Origin of the sequence: Nocardia testacea NBRC 100365, from assembly GCF_000308775.1 — a bacterium.
In the GTDB taxonomy this organism is placed as follows: Bacteria; Actinomycetota; Actinomycetes; order Mycobacteriales; family Mycobacteriaceae; genus Nocardia; species Nocardia testacea.
The window spans coordinates 142074-156432 of record NZ_BAGJ01000135.1 but is presented as its reverse complement, the minus strand read 5'-3'; the positions used below and the strand labels follow the sequence as shown (position 1 = coordinate 156432).

Sequence of the window (14359 nt, the reverse complement as noted above, 5' to 3'; positions counted from 1 at the left end):
ATGCTCACCGCCCAGCTCGCGACGCCGGTGCGCACCGCCTATGTCGCCACCGGGACGCCCCGTGTTCCCGAGGTCGTGGCGCAGTTGCGGGAGAGCGGGCAGGAGCGGGTGTTCATCGCCTCCTATCTGCTCGCGCACGGGCTTTTCCACGAGCGGCTGCATCGGGCGGGTGCGACGGGGGTGGCCGAGCCGATCGGGGTGCATCCGGCGGTGGTGCGGCTGATCGCGGACCGCTACCGCAGCGCGGTCCGCGACGCGGACCGGCAGCGAGTGCGCTGACCGTGCTGCCGTGCTGTGCGCCAGGAGTCGCGGCCGGCGGATCCGTCAGCGCGCGTTGCGCAGGCGAATGCCGCTGAAGCCCAGCGTGCCGGTGGTCCGCGGGCTCAGACCCGGTACCAGATGAACGGGTCCTCGCGAGTCGGGCCGTACCGGTCGATCTGGTCGAACAGGAGGGCGGCCGGTTCCACGACGGCACTGCGGCCCTGGGCGTCGTCGTAGGCCACCAGGATCCCGACGAATGCGGCGTGCCCGTCGGCGGTCTGCCGGTACACCACTCCACCGGAATCGCCGGCTTCGGCGCCGAGCGCGTTGGTCGCGTAGAGCCAGTCCTCGTTGGCCTCGGTGATCGATCCGCAAGTCCAGCCGGTGGTCGCGCCGATCTTGCAGATCTCCTGTCCCAGCTGGGGTTTCATATCCACCGTGGACAGGCCGAAGCGGCCCATGGACGCGGCGACGCCGATCCCGTCGTACAGGCGGATCAATCCGAAACCGAACTTCAGGCCCTCGTCCGGGCGATGGGTTTCGAACCAGCCGATCGGATTGCCGACTTTGTCGGTGACGATTCCCTGGTGGTAGCAGTGGCCGGCGGTCACCGCGTACTGGGCCGAGCCGATCGAACCGGTGAGTCCCACGGTGCAGCGGGTGGTGACCGCCTTCCCGTCGGCTATCTCGGTGTGCCGGATCTCCATGCCCGGGTACACCGTCACGGTGGGTGCGGCCGCGGTGGGTGCGGCCATCGCGGTGGACCCGGGAATCAGCGCCGTACCGGCCGCGGCGAGCACCGCGCACACCGCCGCGGTGACGGACTGGGGGCGGCGACTGCGCCCACGCCGGAAAACGCTGAACATCGCGTACCTCGAATTGGCTCGAGCGACCGCCGACGCGGTCGGATCGGGCAGTCAGCGTAGACGATCGCGCGCCATGCCGCCGGTTCGGCTCTTCCCAATCCGTGGAAGAGCGGACGCACGGAGGCCGGACGGGTGCCGGCGACCGTTCCGGCGTGTGTAAACAAATGTAAATCACTGGAGAAGCGGCGATTTCCGAAATTTCACCGTCGCGGCCCGAACGGCCCGCGTGGCGGCCGGTTCCACCGCTTCCGCCCGTGTTTTCCCAGGAGGCCGGTCCCCGCCGTGGCGGGACGCACCCGCCCGCCGTGACAACCGGATTGCGGTGACCTCACAGCTCACCGACCTGCGGTTTTCACTGTGAGAACGGTGTTTGGCCAGGTCGGGCGGCGTCTTTACAGTCGGTGCATCAGCCGTTTTCACCGCTTGCAGAAAAGGGGGCGTCGTGGTCGTCTCACGTACTCCGGGCTCGGCGCACACCACCGCGGCAGGGCACACCGGGGCTCCGGCCGCCGGGGACGCGTTGCTGCGACTGGGCAAGTACTTCCAGCGTGGCGAGGTGTCCGCGGACCACCGCACGGTGCACAAGGTGGGTGGCCGCGGCGCCGACGAGTTCTACCGGGACCGCTGGTCGCACGACAAGGTGGTGCGTTCGACCCATGGCGTGAACTGCACGGGGTCGTGCTCCTGGAAGATCTATGTGAAAGACGGGGTGATCACCTGGGAGTCCCAGCAGACCGACTATCCGTCCGTCGGCTCGGACAAACCCGAATACGAACCCCGCGGTTGTCCGCGCGGCGCGTCGTTCTCCTGGTACACCTACTCGCCGGCCCGGGTCCGGTACCCCTATGTGCGGGCGACGCTGCTGGAGCTGTACCGGGAAGCCAAGACCAGGCTGAAGGACCCGGTACTGGCGTGGGCCGACCTGGTGGAGGACCCCGAACGCGCCCGCAGGTACAAGGCCGCGCGCGGCAAGGGCGGTTTCGTGCGCGCCGAATGGTGGGAGGCCGCCGAGATCGCGGCCGCGGCCCACGTCCACACCATCAAGAAGTACGGACCCGACCGCGTCGCCGGATTCTCGCCGATCCCGGCCATGTCGATGGTCAGTCACGCGGTCGGCGCCCGGTTCATCTCGCTGCTGGGCGGATCGATGCTGTCGTTCTACGACTGGTACGCGGATCTGCCGGTGGCCTCGCCGCAGGTGTTCGGCGACCAGACCGATGTCCCGGAATCGGCGGACTGGTTCGACGCCGGATACCTCATCATGTGGGGGTCCAATGTCCCGGTCACCCGGACACCGGACGCCCACTACATGACCGAGGCCCGCTATCGCGGCCAGAAGGTCGTGGTGGTCTCGCCGGATTACGCCGACAACACCAAGTTCGCCGACGAATGGGTCGCCGCCCGGCCGGGGACCGATGCCGCCCTGGCCATGGCAATGGGCCATGTGGTGCTGCGGGAGTTCTTCGTCGAGCGGGAGACACCCCGGTTCCTCGACTATGTCCGCAAGTACACCGATCTGCCCTTCCTGATCACGCTGGAGGACGGCGCGGACGGGGTGGCGGTGCCCGGAAAGTTCCTCACCGCCGCCGATCTCGGCCGCACCGACGAGGGGGCGGAGTTCCGGACCGTCCTGCTCGACGGCGAGGGCGCGCCGGTGGTGCCGAACGGATCGCTGGGGGACCGCTTCGGCGCGAACGGCACCGGGCGCTGGAACCTGGATCTCGGGGGTGTCGAGCCACTCCTGACGCTGTACGGCCGCACCGACGATGCTGCGGCCGTACAGTTCCCCCGTTTCGATACCGACACCCCGGGCGTACTGACCCGCGGCGTGCCGACCGCCACGGTCGCCGGGAAACGGGTCACCACGGTGTTCGACCTGCTGCTCGCGCAGTACGCGGTGGGCCGTCCGGGGCTGCCCGGCACCTGGCCGGCCGATTACGACGACGCCACCGAGCCCTACACCCCCGCCTGGCAGGAAACCGTCACCGGTGTCCCGGCCGTGCAGGCGCGGCGGATCGCCCGGGAATTCGCCGACAACGCCGACCGCTCCGGTGGCCGGTCCATGATCCTGATGGGCGCGGGGACCAATCACTGGTTCCATTCCGACCAGATCTACCGGTCCTTCTTCACCCTCACCCTGCTCACCGGCTGCCAGGGGGTGAACGGTGGCGGCTGGGCACATTACGTGGGTCAGGAGAAATGCCGCCCGGTGACCGGCTGGTCCACCCTCGCGTTCGGGCTGGACTGGCAGCGTCCGCCGCGCCAGATGCAGGGCACGGTGTTCTGGTATCTGACCAACGACCAGTGGCGCTACGACCCCTTCACCGCCGACGCCTTCTCCTCACCGCTGGGGAAGGGAAAGTTCGCCGGCCGCACGGCGGCGGACAATATCGCGCTGGCGACCCGGCTGGGCTGGATGCCCTCGTACCCGACATTCGACCGCAATCCGCTCGACCTGGCCGACGAGGCCGAAGCGGCCGGCCGGACCGCGGCCGACCATGTGGTGGACGGACTGAAATCCGGTGCGCTGCGGTTCGCCTGCGAAGACCCCGACGCCCCGGAGAACTTCCCCCGCGTGCTCACCGTCTGGCGGGCCAATCTGCTCGGCTCCTCCGGTAAGGGCAACGAGTACTTCCACCGGCATCTGCTCGGCGCGGATTCCAATCTGCAGACCACCGACACCACCGGGGTGCGGCCGGAGGAACTGGTTTGGCGCGAGGAAGCCGCTACCGGAAAGCTCGACCTGCTGCTCTCGCTGGATTTCCGGATGACCAGTACCACGTTGTTCTCCGATATCGTGCTCCCGGCCGCCACCTGGTACGAGAAATACGATCTGTCCTCGACGGATATGCACCCGTTCGTGCACGCCTTCACCCCGGCCATCTCGCCGCCGTGGGAGGCGAAAACCGATTTCGAGGCATTCCACCGCATCGCCCGCGGCTTCTCCTGGCTCGCCGAGAAGCATCTCGGGGTGCGCAAGGACATCGTCGCGGTGCCGTTGCAGCACGATTCACCGGACGCCATGGCCCAGGCCGGCGGCCGGGTGCTGGACTGGAAAGCCGGGGAATGCGAACCGATCCCGGGCAAGACCATGCCGAAACTGGTGGTCGTCGAACGGGACTATTCGAAGATCGCGGAGAAGATGGCCGCGCTGGGGCCGCTGGTGGAGACCCTCGGACTCACCGTCAAGGGCGTCACCACCCATCCCGGCGCCGAGGTGGAATACCTGGCCGGAGTGAACGGGACCGTGGTGTCGGGGGTGGCGCAGGGCCGGCCTTCGCTGGCCGCGGACAAACATGCCGCCGAGGCGATCCTGGCGCTGTCCGGCACCACCAACGGGCGGCTCGCGGTGGCGGGTTTCCAGGCACTGGAACGCCGCACCGGCACCGAACTCGCCGATCTGGCGGCCGAACACGAGGGTAAGCGGATCACTTTCGCCGATACGCAGGCACGGCCGGTGCCGGTGATCACCTCACCGGAGTGGTCGGGCAGCGAAACCGGCGGGCGCCGCTATTCGCCGTTCACCATCAATACCGAACGGCTCAAACCGTGGCATACGCTCACCGGCCGCCAGCACTTCTATCTCGACCACGACTGGATGATCGAGCTCGGCGAACAGCTGCCGACCTTCCGGCCGCCCCTGGACATGACCGCGCTGTTCGCCGAACCCGCCGTCGGCGATATCGGTGACGGCGGCGTCACCGTGCGATACCTGACCCCGCACTCCAAATGGTCGATCCACTCGGCCTACCAGGACAACCTGCACATGCTGACCCTCTCGCGCGGCGGCCAGACCATCTGGATGTCGGAGAAGGACGCCGCCAAGATCGGGGTGGCCGACAACGACTGGATCGAGGCGATCAACCGCAACGGGGTGGTGGTGGCCCGCGCCATCGTCTCGCACCGGATGCCCGAGGGCACCGTATTCATGTACCACGCGCAGGACCGGGCCGTGGATGTCCCGCGGATCGAGGGCACCGCCGCGGCGGGCAAAACCTTCACCGGCAAGGGCAAACGCGGCGGTATCCACAACGCGCTCACCCGGATCATGATCAAGCCCACCCATCTGATCGGCGGTTACGCCCAGCAGTCGTTCGCGCTGAACTACCACGGCCCGACCGGTAATCAGCGCGACGAGGTCACCACCATCCGCCGCCGCAGCCAGCAGGTGGAGTACTGACGTGATCGGGTCGAGCGCGGAGGCGGTAGCGCAGCGTAATCACGTAGCGCTCCCGATCACGTCGAAAGAAACACCGATGCGCCGCCACCACGAGCCGACCGCGACCCCGGAGGACAAGATATGCGAGTGATGGCGCAAATGGCCATGGTCATGAACCTCGACAAGTGCATCGGCTGCCACACCTGTTCGGTCACCTGTAAACAGGCGTGGACCAACCGCGGCGGGACCGAGTATGTCTGGTTCAACAATGTGGAGACCCGGCCCGGCCAGGGCTATCCGCGGCAGTACGAGGACCAGGAGAAGTGGAAGGGCGGCTGGACACTCGACCGACGCGGCCGGCTCACACTGAAATCGGGCTCGCGGCTGAAACGGCTGCTGAACATCTTCGCCAACCCCGACCTGCCGACCATCGAGGACTACTACGAGCCCTGGAGCTACGAGTACGACAATCTGCTGTCCTCCCCGGCCATCGACACCACTCCGGTGGCGCGGCCGAAATCGCTGATCACCGGAGATGATACGAAGGTCACCTGGGGTGCCAACTGGGACGACGATCTCGGCTCGGGGCCCGATCAGGTCGGCCGGGACCCGCTGCTGGCCCGGGTCTCCGAACAGGTGAAGCTCGAATTCGACAAGACCTTCATGTTCTATCTGCCGCGGATCTGCGAGCACTGCCTCAATCCGTCGTGCGCGGCCGCGTGCCCGTCCGGGGCGATCTACAAACGGTCCGAGGACGGGATCGTCCTGGTGGACCAGGACAAATGCCGCGGCTGGCGGCAGTGCACGACCGGCTGCCCCTACAAGAAGATCTACTTCAACCACAAGACCGGCAAAGCCGAGAAGTGCACCTTCTGCTATCCGCGGGTGGAGGTCGGTATCCCGACGGTGTGCTCGGAAACCTGCGTCGGACGGCTGCGCTATATCGGCGTGATGCTCTACGACGCCGACGCGGTGCTCGCGGCGGCGTCGGTCACCGAGGACAAGGACCTGTACCCCAGCCAGCTCGGGGTCTTCCTGAACCCGCACGACCCACGGGTCGTCGCCGAAGCCGAACGCGCCGGTATCTCACCGGAATGGATTCAGGCCGCGCAGAATTCACCGGTCTACCGGCTCATCGTCGACTACCAGATCGCGCTGCCGCTGCATCCGGAGTACCGCACCATGCCGATGGTCTGGTATGTCCCGCCGCTGTCGCCGGTGGTGGACGTATTGGCGGAGACCGGCCACGACGGTGAGGACCACGCGAACCTCTTCGGCGCGATCGACGCGTTGCGGATCCCGGTGGAGTACCTGGCCGAACTGTTCACCGCCGGTGAGGTCGGCCCGGTGCGGGCGGCGCTCCAGCGGCTGGCCGGCATGCGCGCGTTCATGCGCTCGATCAACCTCGGTCAGGAACCCGATCCGGCCATCGCCCCCTCGGTGCGGCTGGAGCCCGAGGAGATCGAAGCCATGTACCGGCTGCTGGCCATCGCGAAATACGAACACCGCTATGTGATCCCCACCGGCGCGAGTGCGCGGGCCCACGAGCTGGATTCACTGGCCACCGGATGCAGTCTGGACAACGACGGGGGTCCGGGGATGACCGCGTTCGACGAGATGGTGGAGAAATTCCATCTCACCGACACCAACGGCGCCGCGCCGGAGGCGAAGACCGGCCGGATCAACCTGCTGAACTGGGACGGACGGAGCACCGACGGACTGGTGCCCGCCGGTGCGAGCGGCTCGAACGCCGCGGCGAACGAGGACGGCACGGGCGGCCACAGCGCGCGCCGAGAGGCGAACGCACACCGCTCGAACCGACGGGCGGCGAACGGACACGGCGCGAGCGGGCGGGCGGCGAATGGAGCCGGCGAGCGTGACCACAACCGCACCGACAGCTCCGGCGGACCGAGCGAAAACCATCCCGGCGTATCGGCCAACGATGACGCGGCGTCCCCCGCAGCGACGGAGGTCCGGCGATGATCCGGTACCTCCGCCTCCGCTCCGGCCGCGGATCTCATGAACCTGCTCCGAGGAACAACCGATGGCGCTGCTGAAACTCCGCCGCCGGGCCGAACCGGCACTGGCGATGAGCGAACGGGACCGCCGGGTCGTCTGGCGCACGGCCGCGCTGCTGCTGGACTATCCCGGTAGCGGGCTCCGCGCGACGCTGGAGGAGATCGAGGCGGCCATCGGCGAACTACCGGAGCCGGTGCGGACCCGGCTGCGGGATTTCTGCGATCACGTGCGCGCCACCCCCGAACTCGAACTGGCCGCACGCTATGTCGAAACCTTCGATATGCGGCGCCGTGCGAGCCTGCACCTGACCTTCTACGCCTACGGCGACACCCGGAAGCGGGGGATGGCGCTGTTGCGTTTCAAACACGCCTATCGGCACGCCGGGGTGGAACTCGGCGATACCGAACTGCCCGACCATCTGCCCGTCGTGCTCGAATTCGCGGCCACCGTGGATCCGATCGGCGGCGAACGCCTGCTCGGCGAACATGTGCCGGTACTGGAACTGCTGCGGCTGTCGCTGGCCGACAGCGACTCCCCGTACGCGTCGGTGCTGGCCGCGGTCGTCGCCACCCTGGCCCCGCCCACCACGGCGGATCGGCGCCGGATCGCCGAACTCGCCGCCCAGGGACCGCCGGAGGAAGAAGTCGGGCTCGAACCCTTCGCCCTGGACCCGGCCATGCCCGAGCACTCGGAGGGCCGCCGATGAGGCGATACCTCCGCCGACGCCGCGACTTCCGCTGTGCACCCGCTTCGAGGAGAACCTGATGAACTCCACCCTGTGGCTGACCCTGCCCTATGTAGCGTTCACCTCCTTCGTGCTCGGCCATATCTGGCGTTTCCGCACCGACCAGTTCGGCTGGACCACCCGGTCCTCGCAAATCTACGAATCCCGCCTGCTGCGGATGGGTAGCCCGCTGTTCCACTTCGGCATGCTCGGGGTGTTCTTCGGCCATGTGCTCGGTGTGCTGATCCCCGAATCCTGGACCGCGGCGGTGGGTATCAGCGAGCACATGTACCACCTGGTCGCGGTGAGCGCGGGCACGGTGGCCGGGCTGATGGTGCTCACCGGTATCGGCATCCTGCTCTACCGCAGGTTCACCGTCCCGGCGGTCCGCAAGGCGACCACGGCCAACGACAAGTTCATGTACTTCCTGCTCGGCGGTGCCCTGATCACCGGTCTGCTCAATACCGTGGGCAGCAATCTGTTGTGGGGCACGTACAACTATCGGGAAACCGTGTCCCCGTGGTTCCGCAGTCTGTTCACCGCGAGCCCGCAACCCGAACTCATGGTCGGCACGCCGTGGACGTTCCAGGCGCACGGCCTGTTCGTGCTCGTCCTGCTCGCGGCGTGGCCGTACACCCGGCTGGTGCATATGTTCTCCGCCCCGGTCGGCTACCTGGTCCGGCCGTATGTGGTGTACCGCAGCAAGGAGGTGGCGGGTCCGGACACACGCCGCTACGCCCGCGCCTGGGACGCGCCGGTCACCCCCGACCACTGGAGCTGAACCCGGCTCCCACTCGACAGCGCGGTCGTGGTGCCGGGCCGGCCGGACCGGCCGGCGTCGGTCGGAACCGGCATGTCGGTCGGTAGCGAGCAGCGCCGGTCACAGCGAGCCGCCGCCCGGCCGGTTCACGCCGATGCGGTCGGGAGAAGCCGCCGTGCTCGGTTCGAGTCGTCGGAGCGGGCCGCGCGGTCGGAGCGCGCCGGTGTGATCGGCATCGGGTGACTCCACCTATACCAGCGGGATGAACTCGACGTGGTCGTCGTCGTGGGCCCCCGCGGGTACGACGACCAGGCCGTCGCGGTCGATCAGTCCACCGAGGTGGGCGGTGCGGATCGACGGATCGCCCACCCAGCCGCCGCCGGGCTGTGTCGCGTACCGGGCGGGCACGATCCGCGCCACCGGGCCGGAGATCTCACCCGCATTGCGCAGCGGTCCGCGGGCCCGCCGGGGCTCGGGGGCGCCGGTACGGCCGGCGACGATCACGGGCACCAGGGCGAGCAGGGTCGCGATCGCGGCGTAGGGGTTGCCGGGTAGGCCGAGAACCGTGGTGCCGGAGGATAGTTCGGCCACCACGGTGGAGCCGCCCGGACGCAGGGCGAGCCGGGACACCAGGAACCGGGCCTCGCAGCGGTCGAGGGCACCGCGTAGCTGATCGGCCGCGCCGCCACCGGTGGCCCCGACCACGACCAGTAGATCGCAATCGGCCGCGGTGGCCAGGACCTGGTCGAAACCGTGGGCGGTATCGCGCAGATGCACCCGGTCGAATACCGCGACGCCCTGCGCGGCGAGTAGCTCGGGCAGGATCGGGCCGATCGAATCACGGGTCTGCCCGGCCTGCAGTGGTCCGCTGCTGCGGATCTCGTCACCGGTCATGACGATACGAGCGCGGACAGGGCCGCGGACCGTGGCGGTGGTGACCTCCACGGCCGCGGCGGCCGAGACGAGCGCGGGGGTCACCGCGGTACCGGCCGGTGCGATCTCGTCGCCGGGAGCGCGGTCCTCGCCGCGCCGGCGGATATCGGAGCGCACCGGGGTCTCCGGGAGCCGGTGCAATACGCGGTCGCCGGAGACCCGGGCGAATTCGTCGCGTAGCACCCGGGCGGTGCCCTCCGGGACCTGGGCGCCGGTGGCGATTCGCACAGCTTCGCCCGGACGCAACCCGTCGGGTCGCTGCCCGCCGGCGAAACCGATATCGGCGCGCAGCTCCCAGGGGCCGTCCCCGGCGACGGCGTACCCGTCCATGGCCGAGACATCGAAGCGGGGCAGCGCCTCGGCGGCGGCGAGCGGTGCGGCGAGGGCGGCCCCGCGCACCGCGTGCAGATCCGCCACTCGTTCCGGGAGTCGGGACAAGCCGGTACGCAGCAGCTCCCGGGCCCGGTCGAGTGATACCGCCGCGGCGTCGGCCCGGGAGGCGGGCGGCGCGGATTCACCCATGGCCCGGTGGCCGAGAGCGCTGCGGGCGGCGGCGATCTCGCCGGGGGTATCGCAGTCGTCCACCCCGGGCAGCGCCACGATATTCGTGCGACGCGGAACCAGGGCTTTCATCGGCTGGTTGAGCACGCTGTCGAGTTCGGCGAGCCGGGCCGCGAGCGGCTCGGTCCGCCACACACCGATCAGATACTGAGGACGACCGGAAGGGTCGGCGGCGAACACCGCGTCGAAATCGGCACTCTGCCGTACCAGTTCACCGATCACCGCGTCGGTGAGGAACGGGAGGTCCGCGGCGAGGACGACGATCCGGGAAGCGGGTTCGGCACCGAGTGCGGCCAGGCCGGCGGCCACCGCCGCGACCGGGCCCGAGCCGGGCTCCGGCTCCCGGGTCTGCACTATATGGGCGGCGAGTTCGGGGCGCGGCGGCCCCACCACGACCGTCCGCCCCAGGGAGGCCACCGCGGCCAGTGCCGTCTCCAGCATGGACCGCCCGCCGACCACGAGGCCCGGTTTGTCGACACCGCCCATACGGCTGGCCCGCCCCCCGGCGAGCACGATCACGTCCGGGGCCAGCGGAGAATTCGGCATGAGGTCATGCTATTCGCCGTCTGGGACGATGGTCCGCCGGAGGCGCCGCCGCCGGGCGTTCCGGGCCGGTGGGAGGACCGGCCGCGCGGCGCCGGGACCCGGACCGCACTACCCTCCCTCCGGAGGGCCGGATTCCGGTTCCGTCCGAAACGAGGGGGTCGCCGATGCGACAAGTGCTCCGGGGGATACTGTTGTCCCTGCTGCTGGTGCTCGCCGGGGCCACGCAGGTGGGCGTGGCGACGGCACAGGATCCCGACCGGCCGGTGGTCCGGGTCGGCACCGAGGGCACCTATCCGCCGTTCTCGTTCCACGATCCGCGCAGCCGCCAGCTGACCGGTTACGACATCGAGGTGATCGAGGCGATCGCCGAGCGGGCGGGCTGGGATCTCGAATTCGTCGAGACACAGTGGGACGCGATCTTCCCCGCACTGGATTCCGGCCGGATCGACGTCATCGCCAACCAGGTCTCGGTGAACGACGAACGCCGGGCGAAATACGGTCTCTCCGATACCTACACCTATTCGCACGGTGTGCTCGTCCGGCGCACCGGCGACGAGCGCATCCGGACCCTGGACGATCTGGCCGGCCGGACCACCGCCCAATCGAGCACCAGCAACTGGGCCCGGGTGGCGCGCGATGCCGGTGCCGACGTCGAAGCGGTCGAAGGGTTCACGCAGGCGGCGGCGCTGCTCACCCAGGGCCGGGTCGACGCGATCGTCAACGACAACATCGCCGTGCTCGACTATCTGGCCAGTACCGGGTCGACGGATATCGAGATCGCCGGTGACGCCGGGTCGGAGACCAGCGAACAGGTCCTCACCTTCCGCAAGAACGACTCGGCCCTGCTCGACCAGGCGAACCGGGCGATCGCCGCACTGGCCGCCGACGGGACGCTCACCGCCATCTCGCAGAAATACTTCCGGGCCGATGTCTCGGTCCCCGACGGCGGCAGCGCCGACCTGTCCGAGGGGCGCGGCCACCGCGACACCTGGGAGGTGCTGCGCGCGGCGGCGTGGCCCATGTTCGTCGGGCTGGTGAAGGTGACGATCCCGCTGACCGCGCTGAGTTTCGCGATCGGGCTGGTGCTCGCACTGCTGGTCGCGCTCGCGCGAATCTCCTCCTACCGGGTCCTGGCCGGCCCGGCCCGTGCGTTCGTCTCGATCATTCGCGGTACGCCGCTGCTGGTCCAGCTGTTCATCGTGTTCTACGGGCTGCCCCAGATCGGGTTGAAGTTCGATCCGTTCCTGGCGGCCGTCATCGCGTTCAGTCTCAATGTGGCCGGTTACGCGGCCGAGGTGATCCGCTCGGCGATTCTGTCCGTGCCGAAGGGGCAGTTCGAGGCGGCGGCCACCGTCGGCCTCGACTACGCGCAGACGCTGCGCCGTATCGTCCTCCCGCAGGCGACCCGGACCGCGGTGCCGCCGCTGTCCAACACCTTGCTCTCGCTGCTCAAGGACACCTCGCTGGGCTCGGTGGTGCTCCTGACCGAACTGTTCCGTGAAGCCCAGCTCGCGGCGGCCGAGAGCAATGAATTCCTCGCGCTCTACACATTCGCCGCGCTGTACTACTGGGTGATCTGCGTGGCGCTGTCCGCCGGTCAGAAACGACTGGAGACCCGACTCGACAGGTATGTGGCCAAATGACCGACACCGCTGACCAGAACACCGGACCGGCCCGGATCCGGGTACACGGCCTGGAGAAGTCCTTCGGCGACCGGCGGGTGCTGCGCGGTATCGACTTCGAAGCGCGGCGAGGGACCTCGACGGTCCTGCTGGGGCCTTCGGGATCGGGCAAGACCACCGTGCTGCGGTCACTGAACGCGCTGGACATCCCGGAGCGGGGAGTCGTCGGCATCGACGATGTGGAAATCGATTTCGCCCGGCTGCCCCGCGGCCGGGCGGGGCGCCGGGAAGCGAACCGGTTGCGCGCCCAGAGCGGGATGGTCTTCCAGTCGCACAACCTCTTCCCGCACCGCACGGTGCTGGAGAACATCATCGAAGGACCGGTCGCCGCCCAGCGGCGGCCCCGGGAGGAGGCGGTCGCCGAGGCGCGGACCCTGCTCGCGCAGGTGGGTCTGGCCGACCGGGCCGACGCCTACCCGTTCCAGCTCTCCGGTGGCCAGCAGCAGCGGGTCGGGATCGCGCGGGCCCTGGCCCTGAAACCGCGAGTGGTGCTGTTCGACGAACCGACCTCCGCGCTGGACCCCGAACTGGTCGGTGAGGTTCTCGCGGTGATCAAGGAGCTGGCCACCCAGGACTGGACGATGGTGATCGTCACCCACGAAATCCGGTTCGCCCGGCAGGTGGCCGATCAGGTGCTGTTCCTCGACGAGGGCGTCATCGTCGAGCGGGGCCCGGCGGACCAGGTGATCGGTGAGCCCCGGGAAGAGCGGACGCGGCGCTTCCTGCACCGTGTGCTCGAGCCCGGCTGATCGCGCGGCGGGCCGGTTCAGTCGAACCGATGACGGGCGGTACGCAGCGTGACCCGGCCGTCGGTAACGGGTACGCCCTCGGCCGCGAGCAGCCGCAGCTGCCGGTCGGCGAGGTGGGCCGCCGGGCGGCCCGAGGCGCCCAGCACCCGGTGCCAGGGCAGATCGGCGGCATCGGTGCGCATGATCCAGCCCACGGTCCGCGGGGTGGACAGTCCGGCCGCCGCGGCGATATCGCCGTAGGTCGCGACCCGGCCCGGCGGAATCGCCGCGACCAGTTCGCGGACGCGTTCGATCTGTTCGTCGCTGGTGACCATCAGAACGCGGCCCGGATCAGCGCCGCGGTCTCGCGCGGCAGGATCTGGGCGACCATATGCTCGCAATCCCATTCGTGCACGGTCAGTGCCGCGCCGAGCCGGTCGGCCAGGGCGGTGCGGAGCTCGGGGGTGACGAACGGCGGATCCACTTTCGTGGCCCGGACCAGCACGGTCGGCAGACCGGGCTCGGGAAGTACCAGCTCACGCGCGAGCTGACCCCAGTACGCGATGAGCGCCGCCGTATCCACCCGCCAGCGCATCCGGCCGCCCGCGGCGGGCACCAGGTGCTCGTCGAGTTCGGCGCGCAGCAGCTCCGGTGCGACCGCGCCCCAGCCGGTCGCGAGTTTGTCCATCCGGGCCTCGTCCGCATCGGTGTAATCGGGCGAGCCGAGGGTGGCCTCGGCGATCTCGTGCAACCACGCCGGGTCCAGTGCGACGGCCGGATCGAGCAGTACCAGGCCGCGGACCAGCCCCGGATGCCGCCGGGCCAGCTGCAGTGCGCACGCACCGCCGAAGGAGTGGGCGGCCACCAGTACCGGCTCCTCGGTTTCGGCGGTGATCAACGCCACCAGATCGGCGACGATCGTTTCCAGATCCCAGGGCGGCAGTGCGGTGGAACGGCCGTGTCCGCGCAGGTCGGGAGCGATCACCCGGATATCGGGCAGGAACTCGGTGGCCAGCGCCTCCCAGCGTCTGCCGTGGCCGGTCAGGCCGTGCAGGGCCAGCAGTACCGGGCCGGTCGCCGGGCCGAAACGGTGAACATGCAGTGTGGACACGATGACATT

Annotated in this window: 11 protein-coding genes; 7 read left to right on the top strand and 4 right to left on the bottom strand. The window is 69.2% G+C overall.

Annotated features, from left to right (window positions below; translation table 11 throughout):
• A partial coding sequence (locus tag ON38_RS19145; RefSeq protein WP_039826218.1) for a CbiX/SirB N-terminal domain-containing protein occupies nucleotides 1–279 on the top strand: 279 nt, incomplete at its 5' end.
• A 104-nt stretch (nucleotides 280–383) separates the two neighbouring features.
• Here ON38_RS19145 and ON38_RS19140 read toward each other — a convergent pair.
• The gene (locus ON38_RS19140; RefSeq protein ID WP_039826217.1) at nucleotides 384–1127 is read right to left on the bottom strand and encodes a chymotrypsin family serine protease; all 744 of its coding nucleotides are present in this window, start codon (nucleotides 1125–1127) and stop codon (nucleotides 384–386) included.
• A 442-nt stretch (nucleotides 1128–1569) separates the two neighbouring features.
• Between ON38_RS19140 and ON38_RS19135 the strand changes: the two genes are divergently transcribed.
• The 4 genes from ON38_RS19135 to narI all read left to right on the top strand — a co-directional run bounded on the left by ON38_RS19135 (nucleotide 1570) and on the right by narI (nucleotide 8810).
• Nucleotides 1570–5307 (top strand): nitrate reductase subunit alpha, encoded by a 3738-nt coding sequence (locus ON38_RS19135; protein WP_039826216.1) that lies wholly within the window; start codon nucleotides 1570–1572, stop codon nucleotides 5305–5307.
• Between the two features lie 120 nt (nucleotides 5308–5427).
• Entirely contained in the window at nucleotides 5428–7269 is a 1842-nt protein-coding gene (gene narH, locus ON38_RS19130) for a nitrate reductase subunit beta (protein ID WP_083872816.1), read from the top strand.
• Between the two features lie 61 nt (nucleotides 7270–7330).
• A complete protein-coding gene (narJ, locus tag ON38_RS19125) occupies nucleotides 7331–8011 on the top strand; it encodes a nitrate reductase molybdenum cofactor assembly chaperone (RefSeq protein ID WP_039826215.1) in 681 nt (226 codons plus the stop codon).
• 58 nt (nucleotides 8012–8069) lie between these two features.
• Nucleotides 8070–8810 (top strand): respiratory nitrate reductase subunit gamma, encoded by a 741-nt coding sequence (narI, locus tag ON38_RS19120; RefSeq protein ID WP_039826214.1) that lies wholly within the window; start codon nucleotides 8070–8072, stop codon nucleotides 8808–8810.
• 228 nt (nucleotides 8811–9038) lie between these two features.
• Here the strand turns inward: narI and ON38_RS19110 are convergent, their stop codons facing one another.
• Nucleotides 9039–10829 (bottom strand): NTP transferase domain-containing protein, encoded by a 1791-nt coding sequence (locus tag ON38_RS19110; protein ID WP_039826212.1) that lies wholly within the window; start codon nucleotides 10827–10829, stop codon nucleotides 9039–9041.
• A 164-nt stretch (nucleotides 10830–10993) separates the two neighbouring features.
• On the opposite strand from ON38_RS19110, the gene ON38_RS35010 reads away from it, so the two are divergent.
• Both ON38_RS35010 and ON38_RS19100 read left to right on the top strand, forming a co-directional pair.
• A complete protein-coding gene (locus ON38_RS35010) occupies nucleotides 10994–12472 on the top strand; it encodes an ABC transporter substrate-binding protein/permease (protein WP_083872814.1) in 1479 nt (492 codons plus the stop codon).
• Entirely contained in the window at nucleotides 12469–13260 is a 792-nt protein-coding gene (locus ON38_RS19100) for an amino acid ABC transporter ATP-binding protein (protein WP_039826211.1), read from the top strand. Before ON38_RS35010 ends, ON38_RS19100 begins: the two co-directional genes overlap by 4 nt.
• A 17-nt stretch (nucleotides 13261–13277) precedes the next feature.
• Here the strand turns inward: ON38_RS19100 and ON38_RS19095 are convergent, their stop codons facing one another.
• Complete coding sequence (locus ON38_RS19095) at nucleotides 13278–13574, bottom strand: MGMT family protein (RefSeq protein WP_039826210.1); 297 nt, start codon at nucleotides 13572–13574, stop codon at nucleotides 13278–13280.
• Nucleotides 13574–14350: an alpha/beta hydrolase gene (locus ON38_RS19090; protein ID WP_039826238.1), complete on the bottom strand. Its 777-nt coding sequence runs from the start codon at nucleotides 14348–14350 to the stop codon at nucleotides 13574–13576. The genes ON38_RS19095 and ON38_RS19090 overlap by 1 nt, the downstream gene beginning before the upstream one ends.
• Nucleotides 14351–14359 lie beyond the last annotated feature (9 nt).